This is a genomic window from Psychrobacter fulvigenes, assembly GCF_904846155.1.
Classification (GTDB): domain Bacteria; phylum Pseudomonadota; class Gammaproteobacteria; order Pseudomonadales; family Moraxellaceae; genus Psychrobacter; species Psychrobacter fulvigenes.
The window spans coordinates 46,380-61,549 of sequence record NZ_CAJGZP010000001.1 but is presented as its reverse complement, the minus strand read 5'-3'; the positions used below and the strand labels follow the sequence as shown (position 1 = coordinate 61,549).

At 54.8% G+C, this 15,170-nt stretch carries 14 protein-coding genes and 2 pseudogenes; 7 read left to right on the top strand and 9 right to left on the bottom strand.

The genetic code is table 11. From position 1 onward, the window contains the following. Positions 1-72: 72 nt before the first annotated feature. From JMX03_RS00275 to dfrA1, 4 genes are all read right to left on the bottom strand, one after another. The gene (locus JMX03_RS00275) at positions 73-870 is read right to left on the bottom strand and encodes an AadA family aminoglycoside 3''-O-nucleotidyltransferase (RefSeq protein WP_201593794.1); all 798 of its coding nucleotides are present in this window, start codon (positions 868-870) and stop codon (positions 73-75) included. 57 nt (positions 871-927) lie between these two features. Continuing rightward, positions 928-1,560: a type B chloramphenicol O-acetyltransferase gene (gene catB / locus JMX03_RS00270; protein ID WP_201593793.1), complete on the bottom strand. Its 633-nt coding sequence runs from the start codon at positions 1,558-1,560 to the stop codon at positions 928-930. A gap of 95 nt (positions 1,561-1,655) precedes the next feature. Then, complete coding sequence (blaOXA, locus tag JMX03_RS00265; RefSeq protein ID WP_201593792.1) at positions 1,656-2,438, bottom strand: class D beta-lactamase; 783 nt, start codon at positions 2,436-2,438, stop codon at positions 1,656-1,658. 97 nt (positions 2,439-2,535) lie between these two features. Continuing rightward, entirely contained in the window at positions 2,536-3,009 is a 474-nt protein-coding gene (gene dfrA1, locus JMX03_RS00260; protein ID WP_000777555.1) for a trimethoprim-resistant dihydrofolate reductase DfrA1, read from the bottom strand. A gap of 322 nt (positions 3,010-3,331) precedes the next feature. On the opposite strand from dfrA1, the gene JMX03_RS00255 reads away from it, so the two are divergent. Then, on the top strand, positions 3,332-3,745 hold the full coding sequence (locus JMX03_RS00255; RefSeq protein WP_201593791.1) for a phage integrase N-terminal SAM-like domain-containing protein: 414 nt from the start codon (positions 3,332-3,334) through the stop codon (positions 3,743-3,745). On the opposite strand, the gene JMX03_RS00250 is transcribed toward JMX03_RS00255, so the two are convergent. Then, a complete protein-coding gene (locus JMX03_RS00250; protein WP_201593790.1) occupies positions 3,707-4,510 on the bottom strand; it encodes a hypothetical protein in 804 nt (267 codons plus the stop codon). The two genes, JMX03_RS00255 and JMX03_RS00250, sit on opposite strands and share 39 nt — an antisense overlap. An 83-nt stretch (positions 4,511-4,593) precedes the next feature. Further along, a complete protein-coding gene (gene aac(6')-Ib / locus JMX03_RS00245) occupies positions 4,594-5,148 on the bottom strand; it encodes an AAC(6')-Ib family aminoglycoside 6'-N-acetyltransferase (RefSeq protein ID WP_012695458.1) in 555 nt (184 codons plus the stop codon). A 179-nt stretch (positions 5,149-5,327) separates the two neighbouring features. Between aac(6')-Ib and intI1 the strand changes: the two genes are divergently transcribed. The 3 genes from intI1 (at position 5,328) to JMX03_RS00230 (ending at position 10,232) form a co-directional block, all read left to right on the top strand. Further along, complete coding sequence (intI1, locus tag JMX03_RS00240) at positions 5,328-6,341, top strand: class 1 integron integrase IntI1 (protein ID WP_002075255.1); 1,014 nt, start codon at positions 5,328-5,330, stop codon at positions 6,339-6,341. 360 nt (positions 6,342-6,701) lie between these two features. Then, positions 6,702-7,262: a recombinase family protein gene (locus tag JMX03_RS00235; protein ID WP_003090771.1), complete on the top strand. Its 561-nt coding sequence runs from the start codon at positions 6,702-6,704 to the stop codon at positions 7,260-7,262. A gap of 3 nt (positions 7,263-7,265) precedes the next feature. Then, the gene (locus JMX03_RS00230; protein WP_201593789.1) at positions 7,266-10,232 is read left to right on the top strand and encodes a Tn3 family transposase; all 2,967 of its coding nucleotides are present in this window, start codon (positions 7,266-7,268) and stop codon (positions 10,230-10,232) included. A gap of 29 nt (positions 10,233-10,261) precedes the next feature. On the opposite strand, the pseudogene JMX03_RS00225 reads toward JMX03_RS00230, so the two are convergent. Beyond that, positions 10,262-11,422: pseudogene (locus tag JMX03_RS00225) on the bottom strand (IS91-like element ISCR2 family transposase); the annotation flags it as partial. A gap of 193 nt (positions 11,423-11,615) precedes the next feature. Between JMX03_RS00225 and JMX03_RS00220 the strand changes: the two are divergent. From JMX03_RS00220 to catA, 3 genes and pseudogenes are all read left to right on the top strand, one after another. Next, positions 11,616-13,025: pseudogene (locus tag JMX03_RS00220) on the top strand (IS91-like element ISCR14 family transposase); the annotation flags it as partial. Positions 13,026-13,126: 101 nt separating this feature from the next. Continuing rightward, positions 13,127-13,516, top strand: a complete 390-nt coding sequence (locus JMX03_RS15075) for a helix-turn-helix domain-containing protein (RefSeq protein ID WP_201593788.1) — start codon at positions 13,127-13,129, stop codon at positions 13,514-13,516. A gap of 81 nt (positions 13,517-13,597) precedes the next feature. Beyond that, positions 13,598-14,221 (top strand): type A chloramphenicol O-acetyltransferase, encoded by a 624-nt coding sequence (gene catA / locus JMX03_RS00210; protein WP_201597661.1) that lies wholly within the window; start codon positions 13,598-13,600, stop codon positions 14,219-14,221. Between the two features lie 89 nt (positions 14,222-14,310). Here catA and JMX03_RS00205 read toward each other — a convergent pair whose 3' ends face one another. Further along, entirely contained in the window at positions 14,311-14,562 is a 252-nt protein-coding gene (locus JMX03_RS00205) for a hypothetical protein (RefSeq protein ID WP_201593787.1), read from the bottom strand. Between the two features lie 14 nt (positions 14,563-14,576). Next, positions 14,577-15,038, bottom strand: coding sequence for a hypothetical protein (locus JMX03_RS00200; protein WP_201593786.1), 462 nt, complete (start codon positions 15,036-15,038; stop codon positions 14,577-14,579). Positions 15,039-15,170: the final 132 nt, after the last annotated feature.

Genomic DNA, 15,170 nt, shown 5'->3' with positions numbered 1-15,170 from the left:
CAATTATGTGCTTAGTGCATCTAACGCCGAAGTTAAGTCGTGCCGCGAAGCGGCATCGGCTTGAACGCATTGTTAGACATCATTGCCGAGCACCTTGGTGATCTCGCTTTTCATGAAGTGAATAAATTCTTCCAACTTATCTGCGCGTGAGGCCAAGTGATCTTCTTTTTGTCCCAGATAAGCTTGCTTAGCTTCAAGTAAGACGGGCTGATACTGGGCAGGTAGGCGTTTTATTGCCCAGTCGGCAGCGACATCCTTCGGCGCGATTTTGCCGGTTATTGCGCTGTACCAAATGCGGGACAACGTAAGCACTACATTTCGCTCATCGCCGGCCCAGTCGGGCTGCGAGTTCCATAGCTTCAAGGTTTCCCTCAGCGCCTCGAATAGATCCTGTTCAGGAACCGGGTCAAAGAATTCCTCCGCTGCCGGACCTACCAAGGCAACGCTATGTTCTCTTGCTTTTGTAAGCAGGATAGCTAGATCAATGTCGATCATGGCTGGCTCGAAGATACCCGCAAGAATGTCATTGCGCTGCCATTCTCCAAATTGCAGCTCGCGCTTAGCCGGATAACGCCACGGGATGATGTCGTCATGCACGACAAGGGTGACTTCTATAGCGCGGAGCGTCTCGCTCTCGCCAGGGAAAGCCGAAGCCTCCATAAGATCATTGAGCAATGCTCGCCGCGTCGTTTCATCAAGCTTTACGGCCACAGTAACCAACAAATCAATATCGCTGTATGGCTTCAGGCCGCCATCCACTGCGGAGCCGTACAAATGCACGGCCAGCAACGTTGATTCCAGATGGCGCTCAATGACGCTTAGCACCTCTGATAGTTGGTTCGAAATTTCGATGGTCACCGCTTCCCTCATGATGTCTAACGCCTGAAATAAGCCGTGCCGCGAAGCGGCATCGGCTTGATTGAATTGTTAGACGGCAAACTCGAGCCAATACTTGTGCAGGCCAACAATATTAGACGAGCACAGCATGGGCATTGCCGCTTTGATCTTCTCCAGTGACCAATTCCACCACTCCATCTCCAGAAGCAATGAAATTTCCTCATCGGTGAAGCGTTTCTTAATCTTCTTAGCGGGATTGCCGCCAACGATAGCGTAAGGCTCCACATCTTTTGTCACCAACGAGCGGCTGCCTATCACCGCACCGTGCCCGATCTTGATTCCGGGCATGACCATTGCCTCAGAGCCGATCCAAACGTCATTGCCAATGACAGTATTACCTGCTTTTTGGAAGGCATCGAGTGCGCTTGAGAATGCAGGTTCTTCCTGCATATAAAAGAACGGGAAAGATGATGCCCAGTCGTACCGATGCCCCTGATTGCCAGCCATGATAAAGGAAGCCCCACTCCCGATAGAGCAGAAACTACCGATGATCAACTTATCAACGTCATCACGATCTGGAAGCAAGTATCGCGCGCATTCATCAAATGAGTGCCCGTGATAGTAGCCAGAGTAATAGCTGTACCGCCCAACTTTGATATTGGGGTTCTTCACTTGCTCAGAAAGCAGCTTGCCTTTGAAGGGGCTATCAAAGTAGTTGGTCATAAGAGATCCCGCGGTCTGTGCCTTTGCCGTCTAACGCCAACAGCAAGCGCGCCGTTTTTTGGCGTCGCCTTGACTGTTTTTGTTAGGGACAACTCTCATAATATACCTAAAGTGGTAAGACTTTTTCGGCCCAACTCCACACGCTTTTTAGCATCGGAGTCTTTCAATATGTCGATATTCAAAGCAAAGCTATAGACTTTTCCTTGCTTTACCACCCACCCGACCCACCATCCGATATCGGGATCAGGCGTATCTGTCCAACCAGTCTTACCGTGCAGTGCCCAATTGTCGCCATTTTCAAGACGTGTTATCTCACGCACTTGGTCCTGAATTTTGGTGGTGTATGGCAGCTTGTTCTGAGCTAAATCCGCTAGAAAGACTGTTTGCTCCACCGCAGAAATGGTCAATGGCCCTTCCAGCCAAAATTTGTCTACGACGGTGCCTACCTGATTGTTACCATACCCTATTAGTGCAAGATTTTTAGCCATACGGTCAAGCGTGATTCGCCGAGCAAGTCCTTGGTAAACGGGCACGTTTGAAATTGGTATGGCGTCGCGAAGAGACATGTCTTTCTCCCACGAGGAAAAGGGCTGTTCTTCTCCGCCGTATGGCAAAACCTGGTCTACATTCTCAACCGCGTTCTCAGCGAGACCTATAAGTGTGTGTGGGATCTTGTAAGTTGATGCAGGAATAAACCGAGTTTCCGCGCGCTGCCGGTCGAATCCGATGATCGTATCTTCTTCTACGTCGTATAGAACGAAGGTTCCTCGCACCTCTGCATCAATAAAAAGTTTCTCAATATCTGAGCTATTTTTCCATTCGGTAGCGAAAGCATAGTTCGAAACTATTAGAAAAAATAAACCAATAACTCTCTTCATCTACTTCTCCCTAACGCCTGGCACAGCGGATCGCAAACCTGGCGCGGCTTTTGGTACAAAAGGCGTGACAGGTTTGCGAATCCGTTGCTGCCACTTGTTAACCCTTTTGCCAGATTTGGTAACTATAATTTATGTTAGAGGCGAAGTCTTGGGTAAAAACTGGCCTAAAATTGCTGGGGATTTCAGGAAAGTAAACATCACCTTCCGGCTCGATGTCTATTGTAGATATATGTAGTGTATCTACTTGATCGATCAGGCTTTTGTATATCTCCCCACCACCTGAAACAATGACATGATCCGTTATTTTCTTTAGGTTGGTTAAAGCATCTTTAATTGATGGAAAGATCACTACGTTCTCATTGTCAGATGTAAAACTTGAACGTGTTACGACCGCATACTTTCGGTTGGGTAATGCTCCCATTGATTCAAAAGTCTTGCGTCCAACCAACAGCCATTGGTTATAGGTAATAGCTTTAAACAGGAGCTGTTCACCTTTGGCACTCCATGGAATATCAGGGCCATTCCCGATAACTCCATTCTTCGATATAGCTACCATTAGTGATAGTTTCACAATTCTTCCTCAGAGGTTAACATTTTATTCATAGGCATGCTCATTTTGTCTTTGGGCATCCCTACTCTATTTATTATTTAAGTGCCTGATTCTGCCATACTTTTTCCATTGCCGCAATCAATTCAAATCTGGCAAAACGAGCATGCTCATTTTGCCAGTTTTGGCTGCCTGTTAATTGCGCTCAAACATCCCCAACCAATTGTTTTATATGGATTTTTTATTTCCTATAAAAACAATTCGAGCATGGTTTAAAGTAAAAACGTGCATTATCGTAAGAATAGTCTAAATTATACTGTATAAAGTTACAGTTAATGGTGGAGCTATGGCAAAAAGTCCTTTCTTACTTAGCATCAGCCAAGATATGCGGCAAAAAGGCTATTCGTTGCGTACCGAGAAAACTTACATTCACTGGATTAAGCGGTTTATTTTGTTTCATGGTAAGCGTCATCCTCTAGAGATGGCTGGTGAAGAAGTTAGGCTTTTTCTTTCACATTTAGCGAATGCGGAAAACGTCTCTATAAACACTCAAAAAACTGCTCTTAATGCGCTCGCTTTTTTATATAACCAATTTTTAAATAAGCCATTGGGTGAGCTTGATTTTGTGCCAGCATCCAAGCCAAGGCATTTGCCTACTGTTTTATCGACTGCCGAAGTACAGGCCATTTTTAATAATACGGAATTACCGCGAAATAAAGTGTTAGCCGTCGTGATTGTATATGCTCATAAAACTAAATGAATCTGGTTCAATTTCTTCCTTGAGAAGCTGATTCTTTTCCATAACATATTTTTTTAACCATACAAGTTTTTTGACAATTCCAGGGTCAGTTGAAAACATCTCTAAATCAGCTTCAGCCTTACCTATTAACGTACTCTTTACAGCCTCAATGGTAAGAACATCAGTTCCAGCAACGAATTGCCCACTCCTTTGCAATACATTGAAAGGATTGACAAAATATGCGCCGTCTTCAACCTCTGTTACAAAAGGAACTTCATCGTACATTGAGATTAAATCAGGGTCTTTATTTGAAACATCATGATCCCACTCAAACACACTCCTACCTAAATGCTGATCGAACTGAAGTCTTGGAAAAAAAGCTTCCTTAGATTCAATCTCATGTGCCCGCTCTACAGCAGGACCGAAGAAACCTAGCTCATCAATAAAGACATCACCAAATGCAACACCACCTCTTGCAAGGAATCCTCTACTCATCAACCTAAGAATTGTTAGAGAAACATTGTATGCGGCAATATACGCAAGGTTCACATCGTTTTTTCTTTCATCTTCAATGCCATCTTTATAGTAGAAGAAGAAATATGCACAATCTGAAAATCCGAAAACTTTTCTGTCATATATAACGTGAGGTATTTCCGCTTGGCGATGCGCATGAATAGCTACTTCCTCATGAAAAAGCCGATGAAGCTCATGCTTAACTGAAAAGTCGTTGATGTTTTTGTATCCAATCACATCGACAAAAATGGCAACCATTTTCTTATAAGACATAAATACTCCACATTCCTGGCTAACGTTTGACATGAGGGGCGGCCAAGGGCGCCAGCCCTTGGACGTCCCCCTCGATGGAAGGGTTAGGCATCACTGCGTGTTCGCTCGAATGCCTGGCGTGTTTGAACCATGTACACGGCTGGACCATCTGGGGTGGTTACGGTACCTTGCCTCTCAAACCCCGCTTTCTCGTAGCATCGGATCGCTCGCAAGTTGCTCGGCGACGGGTCCGTTTGGATCTTGGTGACCTCGGGATCATTGAACAGCAACTCAACCAGAGCTCGAACCAGCTTGGTTCCCAAGCCTTTGCCCAGTTGTGATGCATTCGCCAGTGACTGGTCTATTCCGCGTACTCCTGGATCGGTTTCTTCTTCCCACCATCCGTCCCCGCTTCCAAGAGCAACGTACGACTGGGCATACCCAATCGGCTCTCCATTCAGCATTGCAATGTATGGAGTGACGGACTCTTGCGCTAAAACGCTTGGCAAGTACTGTTCCTGTACGTCAGCAAGTGTCGGGCGTGCTTCTTCTCCGCCCCACCACTCGACGATATGAGATCGATTTAGCCACTCATAGAGCATCGCAAGGTCATGCTCAGTCATGAGGCGCAGTGTGACGGAATCGGTGCTGTTGGTCACGATGCTGTACTTTGTGATGCCTAACTTTGTTTTAGGGCGACTGCCCTGCTGCGTAACATCGTTGCTGCTGCGTAACATCGTTGCTGCTCCATAACATCAAACATCGACCCACGGCGTAACGCGCTTGCTGCTTGGATGCCCGAGGCATAGACTGTACAAAAAAACAGTCATAACAAGCCATGAAAACCGCCACTGCGCCGTTACCACCGCTGCGTTCGGTCAAGGTTCTGGACCAGTTGCGTGAGCGCATACGCTACTTGCATTACAGCTTACCAACCGAACAGGCTTATGTCAACTGGGTTCGTGCCTTCATCCGTTTCCACGGTGTGCGTCACCCGGCAACCTTGGGCAGCAGCGAAGTCGAGGCATTTCTGTCCTGGCTGGCGAACGAGCGCAAGGTTTCGGTCTCCACGCATCGTCAGGCATTGGCGGCCTTGCTGTTCTTCTACGGCAAGGTGCTGTGCACGGATCTGCCCTGGCTTCAGGAGATCGGAAGACCTCGGCCGTCGCGGCGCTTGCCGGTGGTGCTGACCCCGGATGAAGTGGTTCGCATCCTCGGTTTTCTGGAAGGCGAGCATCGTTTGTTCGCCCAGCTTCTGTATGGAACGGGCATGCGGATCAGTGAGGGTTTGCAACTGCGGGTCAAGGATCTGGATTTCGATCACGGCACGATCATCGTGCGGGAGGGCAAGGGCTCCAAGGATCGGGCCTTGATGTTACCCGAGAGCTTGGCACCCAGCCTGCGCGAGCAGCTGTCGCGTGCACGGGCATGGTGGCTGAAGGACCAGGCCGAGGGCCGCAGCGGCGTTGCGCTTCCCGACGCCCTTGAGCGGAAGTATCCGCGCGCCGGGCATTCCTGGCCGTGGTTCTGGGTTTTTGCGCAGCACACGCATTCGACCGATCCACGGAGCGGTGTCGTGCGTCGCCATCACATGTATGACCAGACCTTTCAGCGCGCCTTCAAACGTGCCGTAGAACAAGCAGGCATCACGAAGCCCGCCACACCGCACACCCTCCGCCACTCGTTCGCGACGGCCTTGCTCCGCAGCGGTTACGACATTCGAACCGTGCAGGATCTGCTCGGCCATTCCGACGTCTCTACGACGATGATTTACACGCATGTGCTGAAAGTTGGCGGTGCCGGAGTGCGCTCACCGCTTGATGCGCTGCCGCCCCTCACTAGTGAGAGGTAGGGCAGCGCAAGTCAATCCTGGCGGATTCACTACCCCTGCGCGAAGGCCATCGGTGCCGCATCGAACGGCCGGTTGCGGAAAGTCCTCCCTGCGTCCGCTGATGGCCGGCAGCAGCCCGTCGTTGCCTGATGGATCCAACCCCTCCGCTGCTATAGTGCAGTCGGCTTCTGACGTTCAGTGCAGCCGTCTTCTGAAAACGACACAAGGCGCATCACGCCGTCAGAATAGAGTCCGCTTTCACATTCTTTGACACATGCTTGCCAAGGTCATAGATTTCAGCCTGACAAATTCAAGGCTTCGGGCGCAATGGAACCAAAAACCAACGCAAGCCCTGCCGCCCATCCAGCCCATGGAGGCATCTTGCAGGGACAACGCATCGGTTACGTCCGGGTCAGCAGCTTCGACCAGAACCCGGAACGCCAACTTGAACAGGTCGAGGTCGGCAAGCTGTTCACCGACAAAGCCTCGGGCAAGGACACCCAGCGTCCCCAGCTGGAGGCCATGCTCGGTTTCGTTCGCGAAGGCGACACCGTGGTGGTGCACAGCATGGATCGCCTGGCACGAAACCTCGATGATTTGCGCCGCCTGGTGCAGAAGCTGACCCAGCGCGGTGTGCGCATCGAGTTCTTGAAGGAAGGCCTGGTGTTCACCGGCGAGGACTCGCCGATGGCCAACCTGATGCTGTCGGTCATGGGGGCCTTTGCCGAGTTTGAGCGCGCCCTGATTCGCGAGCGGCAGCGCGAGGGCATCGCCCTGGCCAAGCAGCGCGGTGCCTACCGGGGCCGCAAGAAAGCCCTCTCCGACGAGCAAGCCATCACGCTGCGGCAGCGGGCCGCTGCGGGCGAGCCGAAGGCGCAGCTCGCCCGCGAGTTCGGCATCAGCCGAGAAACCCTCTATCAGTACCTTCGCAAGGACGACTGAACCATGCCGCGTCGCTCGATTCTCTCGGCTACGGAGCGCGACACCTTGCTTGCGTTGCCGGAAAGCCAGGATGACCTGATCCGCTACTACACCTTCAACGACTCCGACCTGTCGCTGATCCGCCAGCGGCGCGGCGACGCCAACCGCCTGGGCTTCGCGGTGCAGCTCAGCCTGCTGCGCTACCCCGGCTATGCGTTGGGCACCGACAGCGAGCCGCCCGAGCCGGTCATCCAGTGGGTGGCCAAGCAAGTTCAGGCCGACCCGGCGAGTTGGTTGAAGTACGGCGAACGCGACGTGACTCGCCGCGAGCACGCCCAGGAACTGCGCACCTACCTACAACTGGCCCCGTTCGGCCTGTCCGACTTCCGCGCCCTGGTGCGCGAGCTGACCGAGTTGGCCCAGCAGACCGACAAGGGCTTACTGCTGGCCGGTCAGGCCCTGGAGAGCCTGCGACAGAAGCGGCGCATTCTGCCGGCGTTGAGCGTAATTGATCGAGCTTGTTCGGAGGCCATTGCGCGGGCCAATCGCCGAGTCTACCGCGCCCTGGTCGAACCACTCACGGACTCGCATCGGGCCAAGCTGGACGAGCTGTTGAAGCTCAAGGCCGGCAGCAGCATCACCTGGTTGACCTGGCTGCGACAGGCACCGCTGAAACCGAACTCCCGCCACATGCTCGAACACATCGAGCGGCTGAAGACATTTCAGCTGGTGGACTTGCCCGAAGGCCTGGGCCGACACATCCACCAGAACCGCCTGCTCAAGCTGGCCCGCGAGGGTGGGCAGATGACGCCCAAAGACCTCGGCAAGTTCGAGCCGCAGCGACGCTACGCGACCCTGGCCGCCGTGGTGCTGGAGAGCACCGCGACGGTGATTGATGAGTTGGTCGATCTGCACGACCGTATCCTGGTCAAGCTGTTCAGCAGCGCGAAGCACAAGCATCAGCAGCAGTTCCAGAAGCAGGGCAAGGCGATCAACGACAAGGTGCGCCTGTACTCGAAGATCGGCCAGGCTCTGCTGGAAGCCAAGGAAAGCGGTAGCGATCCCTATGCCGCCATTGAGGCGGTGATTCCCTGGGACGAGTTCACCGAGAGCGTCAGCGAGGCCGAGCTGCTGGCCCGGCCGGAAGGCTTCGACCATCTGCACCTGGTCGGCGAGAACTTCGCCACTCTGCGCCGTTACACGCCGGCCTTGCTGGAGGTGCTGGAACTGCGCGCTGCCCCGGCTGCGCAAGGCGTGCTGGCAGCCGTGCAGACCCTGAGCGAGATGAACGCCTACAACCTGCGCAAGGTGCCGGCCGATGCGCCCACCGCCTTCATCAAGCCGCGCTGGAAGCCGCTAGTGATAACCCCGGAAGGCCTCGACCGGCGCTTCTACGAAATCTGCGCCCTGTCCGAGCTGAAGAACGCGCTGCGCTCCGGTGACATCTGGGTCAAGGGCTCGCGGCAGTTCCGCGACTTCGACGACTACCTGCTGCCGGCAGAGAGGTTCGCCGCGCTCAAGCATGCGCAGGCTCTGCCCCTGGCGATCAACCCGAACAGCAACCAGTACCTGGAAGAGCGCTTGCAGCTGCTGGACGAGCAGCTGGCCACCGTCACCCGCCTGGCCAAGGACAACGAGCTGCCCGATGCCATCCTCACCGAGTCCGGGCTGAAGATCACCCCGCTGGATTCCGCGGTGCCCAATACCGCGCAGGCGCTGATCGACCAGACCAGCCATTTGCTGCCGCGCATCAAGATCACCGAACTGCTGATGGACGTGGACGACTGGACGGGCTTCAGCCGCCACTTCACACACCTGAAGGACGGTGCCGAGGCCAAAGACCGGACATTGCTGCTGTCAGCGATCCTGGGCGATGCAATCAACCTCGGGCTGACCAAGATGGCCGAGTCGAGCCCCGGCCTGACCTACGCCAAGCTGTCCTGGCTGCAAGCCTGGCACATCCGAGACGAAACCTACTCGGCGGCCCTGGCCGAGTTGGTCAACCACCAGTACCGCCATGCCTTTGCCGCCCATTGGGGCGACGGCACGACTTCCTCTTCCGATGGCCAGCGCTTCCGCGCGGGCGGCCGGGGCGAAAGCACCGGGCACGTCAACCCGAAGTACGGCAGCGAGCCGGGACGGCTGTTCTACACCCACATCTCCGACCAGTACGCTCCGTTCAGCACTCGCGTGGTGAATGTCGGCGTGCGCGATTCCACCTACGTGCTCGACGGCCTGCTGTACCACGAATCCGACTTGCGGATCGAGGAGCACTACACCGACACGGCCGGCTTCACCGATCACGTCTTCGCCCTGATGCACCTGCTGGGCTTCCGCTTTGCGCCGCGTATCCGCGACTTGGGTGAAACCAAGCTGTACGTGCCGCAAGGCGTGCAGACCTACCCAACGCTGCGACCGATGATCGGCGGCACCCTGAACATCAAGCACGTTCGCGCCCATTGGGACGACATCCTGCGCCTGGCCAGCTCGATCAAGCAGGGCACCGTCACAGCCTCGCTGATGCTGCGCAAGCTCGGCGGCTATCCGCGCCAGAATGGCCAGGCCGTGGCCCTGCGCGAGCTGGGCCGGATCGAGCGCACGCTGTTCATCCTCGACTGGTTGCAGAGTGTCGAGCTGCGCCGCCGCGTGCATGCCGGATTGAACAAGGGTGAAGCGCGCAACTCCCTAGCCAGGGCAGTGTTCTTTAACCGTCTCGGCGAAATCAGGGATCGGAGCTTCGAGCAGCAGCGCTACCGGGCCAGCGGCCTCAACCTGGTGACAGCCGCCATCGTGCTGTGGAACACGGTGTACCTGGAGCGCGCCACCCAGGCGCTAGGCGAAACTGGCAAGCCGGTGGACGGGGAACTGCTGCAATACCTGTCGCCTCTGGGCTGGGAACACATCAACCTGACCGGCGATTACGTCTGGCGGCAGAGCCGCAGGCTGGAAGACGGGAAGTTCAGACCGCTACGGCTGCCCGGAAAACCTTAGCGTACGATTTTTTCCGAATTCTGCGGGCTCCCCTGGAAGCGGGTTAGGTTGACTCTGGGCTTCGGTACCAGGGCGGCCAGCCTTGCAATGAAATCCAATGGTTCGAAAATGACGTGCGTGGTGCCGTCCCGGTACGGCGTCTTGAGCTGGTAGCGCACGTTGCCGCCTCGTGTTAACGACAGCCGCTTCTCGGATACCGCCGGGCGGCTGATGTACCGGCACAGCCGTTCGAGCTTCTTGCGTTCATCGGCCCTGGCCGCCACGCCGGCGTGCAGGCTGGACCCGGCTACCTTGCCAATCCCGTCACCGAACGGATCACCACTGGTCGGCAGAGTTTGCAAAGTGAACACCTTTCGCCCCGCCTGTGAACCGACAGCGATACGGTAAGTGATCGAGTGCCCCAGCAGGGGTGTCATCGGGTCGTCATCCACCGCATCCGAGGCCAGATAGCTGTTTTCGACATCCCGTTCCAGCAGGCCTTGCCGTTCCAGATAGCGACCCACCCGGTGGGCGATGGTGTGCGTCAGCTGGGTGAGCTCTGGGCTGGTCGGCGCCTTGACCCAGCGGAAACGCGCTGAGCCGTGGGATTGCTCGACATACACACCGTCGAGAAACAGCATGTGGAAGTGAACATTCAGATTGAGCGCCGATCCAAAACGCTGGATCAGGGTGACCGCGCCCGTCTTGGCCACTTGGTGGGTATGGCCCGCTTTCTTGACCAGGTGCGTGGCAATGACGCGGTAAACGATGCCCAGCACCCACCCCATGATCTCGGGCCGGCTGGCAAACAGGAAACGCAGCTGAAACGGGAAGCTCAACACCCACTGACGCATGGGTTGTTCAGGCAGTACTTCATCAACCAGCAAGGCGGCACTTTCGGCCATCCGCCGCGCCCCACAGCTCGGGCAGAAACCGCGACGCTTACAGCTGAAAGCGACCAGGTGCTCGGCGTGGCAAGACTCGCAGCGAACCCGTAGAAAGCCATGCTCCAGCCGCCCGCATTGGAGAAATTCTTCAAATTCCCGTTGCACATAGCCCGGCAATTCCTTTCCCTGCTCTGCCATAAGCGCAGCGAATGCCGGGTAATACTCGTCAACGATCTGATAGAGAAGGGTTTGCTCGGGTCGGTGGCTCTGGTAACGACCAGTATCCCGATCCCGGCTGGCCGTCCTGGCCGCCACATGAGGCATGTTCCGCGTCCTTGCAATACTGTGTTTACATACAGTCTATCGCTTAGCGGAAAGTTCTTTTACCCTCAGCCGAAATGCCTGCCGTTGCTAGACATTGCCAGCCAGTGCCCGTCACTCCCACTCGATTGTAAACAAGCACACAAAACCCTTTAGTGACAACAATTTGCAAGAACTATCAGGCTCAGTGCCATGAGCGCACTACCCGGACTTCATTGCACGGATCGAAGCGGAGGGCCGCTCGCTGCCCGGGTATGTCCGCGAGGCGTTCGATGCCTACCTGCGTTGCGGCGTGCTCGAGCACGGCTTCCTGCGGGTGGTGTGCGAGCACTGCCGTGCAGAGAGGCTGGTGGCCTTCTCCTGCAAGAAGCGCGGGTTCTGCCCGAGTTGCGGCGCGCGACGCATGGCTGAGAGTGCGCGGCACCTGGTCGAGGAGGTGTTCGGCCCGCGGCCTGTGCGGCAATGGGTGCTGAGCTTTCCGTACCCCTTGCGTTTCCTGTTCGCCAGCAAGCCAGAAGCCATTGGCCCGGTGCTGGGCATCGTGCAGCGCGTGAGCGCCGGCTGGTTGGCCGATCAAGCCGGCATCGACCGCGCCAGCGCCCAGTGCGGCGCGGTGACGCTGATCCAGCGTTTCGGCAGCGCGCTGAACCTGAACATCCACTTCCACATGCTGTGGCTCGACGGCGTGTACGTGGAAGCCACCGAGCTGCCGCGGCGCGAACTGCGCCTGCACCGCGCCCGTGCGCCCACCACCGCGCAGTTGACCCAGCTGGCAGCTACCATCGCGCACCGGGTGTGTCGGCACCTGACGCGCAAAGGCTGGCTCGAAGGGGAGGGCGAATCGGCCTTCCTGGCAGACAGCGCTGCAGGCGACGACAGCATGGATGGGCTGCGGATGAGTTCGATCACCTACCGCATCGCCATCGGCCGCGACGCTGGCTGCAAGGTCGTCACGCTGCAAACGCTGCCCGGTGACGCCGGTTCGCTGGAGGGCGAAGCCGGCAAGGTCGGCGGCTTCTCACTGCATGCCGGCGTGGCGGCCGAAGCACACGAAAGCCACAAGCTGGAAAAGCTGTGCCGCTACATCACGCGCCCGGCGATCAGCGAGAAGCGGCTGTCGATAGCGCTCCAGGGCAGGGTGCGTTACCAGCTCAAGACCCCGTGGCGCAATGGCACCACGCATGTGGAATGGGATCCGGTGGATTTCATCGCCAAGCTGGCGGCGCTGGTCCCGCCACCGCGCGCCCACCTGACCCGCTTCCACGGGGTGTTTGCCCCGAACGCCGTCCTGCGCGCACAGTTGACGCCATCGGGGCGCGGCAGGCGGCATGACGCCGCTGTGGAGCCGGCGGACGCAAGCGCGAACGACGCGCCGCGCAGCCCCGAGGAGAAGCGCCGTTCGATGAGCTGGGCGCAACGCCTCAAGCGGGTCTTTTCCATCGACGTCACCGCCTGCGTCCACTGCGGTGGCACCGTGCGGATCGTCGCCAGCATCGAGGAACCTGCCGCCATCCGCGCCATCCTTGGCCACTTCGTGAAGCAGGGCGCGCGGGAAGAAGCGCACTACAGGCCCGCAGCGCGCGCACCGCCAGTGCAAGCCGCGTGACGATCTGCCGGCTGCACAGCCGACGGCGAAACCGGAATCCGAGCCGATGCGGCCACGATCCGCAGGGCGGCGCTCGGCCCGCTGTCGGGAATCAGCGAAGCATGGCTGCTGACAACGCCGCTGCGTGGCCCCGCGATGCCGAAATCCCACTCACAGACGTCCGATCTGTGCCCAAAACGGGGCTTGCGCGACCGCCGCCTACCCAGCAGACTGCCCGAAAAGGGCGTTTGAACTTCCTATACGTAAAGGACGGTGGCGATATGAAAGAGGAATACTACGAAGAATACAGAAGAATCGGTTTGAAAATCAGCTATTACCGCAAGCTGAAAGGGATAACACAGGAACAGCTTGCAGAGCAAATCAACAAGAACACGGCTTTTATAGGTGCGGTAGAAGCTCCGAACGTAAACCGCACAGTATCTCTTGATACCCTGTTTGACATTGCCAAGGCTCTGGATATTCCTGCGTATAAGTTTCTTAAAGATGATTGATTTTTCATTGTGCTTGTGGTAAAATTTAGTTGGGTGGATTTTTCATCTGCCCGATAAATCGGAATTTGCGGAGGATGAATGATGCAATTTACAAAGATTGATGTGAATAATTGGGCACGAAAAGAATATTTCGACCACTATCTTTACAATACACCTTGCACATATAGTATGACGGTAAAACTCGATATTTCCAATTTAAGAAATGGTGGAAAAAAGTTATACCCGACTCTTTTATATGGAGTTACAACGATAATCAATCGACATGAAGAGTTCAGAACAGCATTAGATGAAAACGGACAGGTAGGCGTTTTTTTGGAAATGATGCCTTGCTACACAGTTTTTCATAAGGAAACAGAAACATTTTCGAGCATTTGGACTGAATTTGCAGCAGATTACACTGAGTTTCTTCAGAACTACCAAAAGGATATAGACGCTTTTGGTGAACGAACGGGAATGTTCGCAAAGCCTAATCCTCCGGAAAACACTTTCCCTGTTTCTATGATACCGTGGACAAGCTTTGAAGGCTTTAATTTAAATCTGAAAAAAGGATATGACTATCTACTGCCGATATTTACGTTTGGGAAGTATTATGAGGATGGCGGAAAATACTATATTCCCTTATCGATTCAAGTGCATCATGCCGTTTGTGATGGCTTTCATGTTTGCCGTTTTTTGGATGAATTACAAGACTTGCTGAATAAATAAAATTCCAGTTTATCGACAATATAAAATACAGATAAAGGCTCAACGAGGAATCCCTCCATTGAGCCTTTGTCATACCTATTTAAACAGTATCAATAATTCAAAGTCTTAGCAATAATCCTGTCCGCAGGATTTCCGTCATCGTCCCTGTCCGTGCGGTATGCCAGAACCGCAATTTTCGTTCCGGGGTGAAGCCTTTTGTCAAGCTCGGCAGCTTCGCACTCCACAAGCTCCTCCAAACCGTCCGCCTGTGCTATCCTCACGCCGAAAATGTCAAGCATTCTGCCAGTTCCTTTGAGCATAAAAACCTCTTTTACCTTGCCTTGAATAATCATCTTTTCCATTTTAAATACCTCCGTTATTCGCCCTGCTCAAAGTACAGAGCAAGGGCCTTTTCTATTATCTCGTTCGCTTCCTTTTTGGAATAACTGCTTAAATACCTCTTGTATGTTGCGGTGGGGAGCGTTATCTTTTCTCCCTTGTCCTTTGGCTTTTCGTCCGAATCGTACTCACCGTTCAGCACATCGGTTATCAGCTCATCGGTGACTATCGTGTAAGATGATGCTATCTCACGGAGCTGTTTCGCCATTTTCATATCAATGACAGTAACATCTTTTTCGGTCATAACCTTGTACACATTTCTCTGCTGTTCCTCTGTAAGATATGAAAGGTCAACGGCAGAACGGACCTTTATATTTCCACGGTCAACAAGCACCTTGAACTCGTTTATCAGCTTGTCTATGCGGAGAAGCCTTGCCACCGTTGCGGAGCTTATGCCGTATTCCTCTGCACGTATAGGAAGAATAAACGCCCTTTTCACCCAAGTCCAACAGCTTTGGACCGCAGTTGACTCTTTCGACACCCCTGCGATGCAACCCAATCCGGCTGACGGGGAGCCAGCAACGCTGAAAATTTACCCTCCTCTTTCCCACTAGCGGCTCCTTTTCCGACA

Bases quoted from the DNA above. Each gene is read 5' to 3' on its own strand.
- JMX03_RS00275 (WP_201593794.1), bottom strand. From the start codon at position 870: ATGAGGGAAGCGGTGACCATCGAAATTTCGAACCAACTATCAGAGGTG.
- catB (WP_201593793.1), bottom strand. From the start codon at position 1,560: ATGACCAACTACTTTGATAGCCCCTTCAAAGGCAAGCTGCTTTCTGAG.
- blaOXA (WP_201593792.1), bottom strand. From the start codon at position 2,438: ATGAAGAGAGTTATTGGTTTATTTTTTCTAATAGTTTCGAACTATGCT.
- JMX03_RS00255 (WP_201593791.1), top strand. From the start codon at position 3,332: ATGGCAAAAAGTCCTTTCTTACTTAGCATCAGCCAAGATATGCGGCAA.
- JMX03_RS00250 (WP_201593790.1), bottom strand. From the start codon at position 4,510: ATGTCTTATAAGAAAATGGTTGCCATTTTTGTCGATGTGATTGGATAC.
- intI1 (WP_002075255.1), top strand. From the start codon at position 5,328: ATGAAAACCGCCACTGCGCCGTTACCACCGCTGCGTTCGGTCAAGGTT.
- JMX03_RS00230 (WP_201593789.1), top strand. From the start codon at position 7,266: ATGCCGCGTCGCTCGATTCTCTCGGCTACGGAGCGCGACACCTTGCTT.
- JMX03_RS15075 (WP_201593788.1), top strand. From the start codon at position 13,127: ATGGCTGCTGACAACGCCGCTGCGTGGCCCCGCGATGCCGAAATCCCA.
- catA (WP_201597661.1), top strand. From the start codon at position 13,598: ATGCAATTTACAAAGATTGATGTGAATAATTGGGCACGAAAAGAATAT.
- JMX03_RS00205 (WP_201593787.1), bottom strand. From the start codon at position 14,562: ATGGAAAAGATGATTATTCAAGGCAAGGTAAAAGAGGTTTTTATGCTC.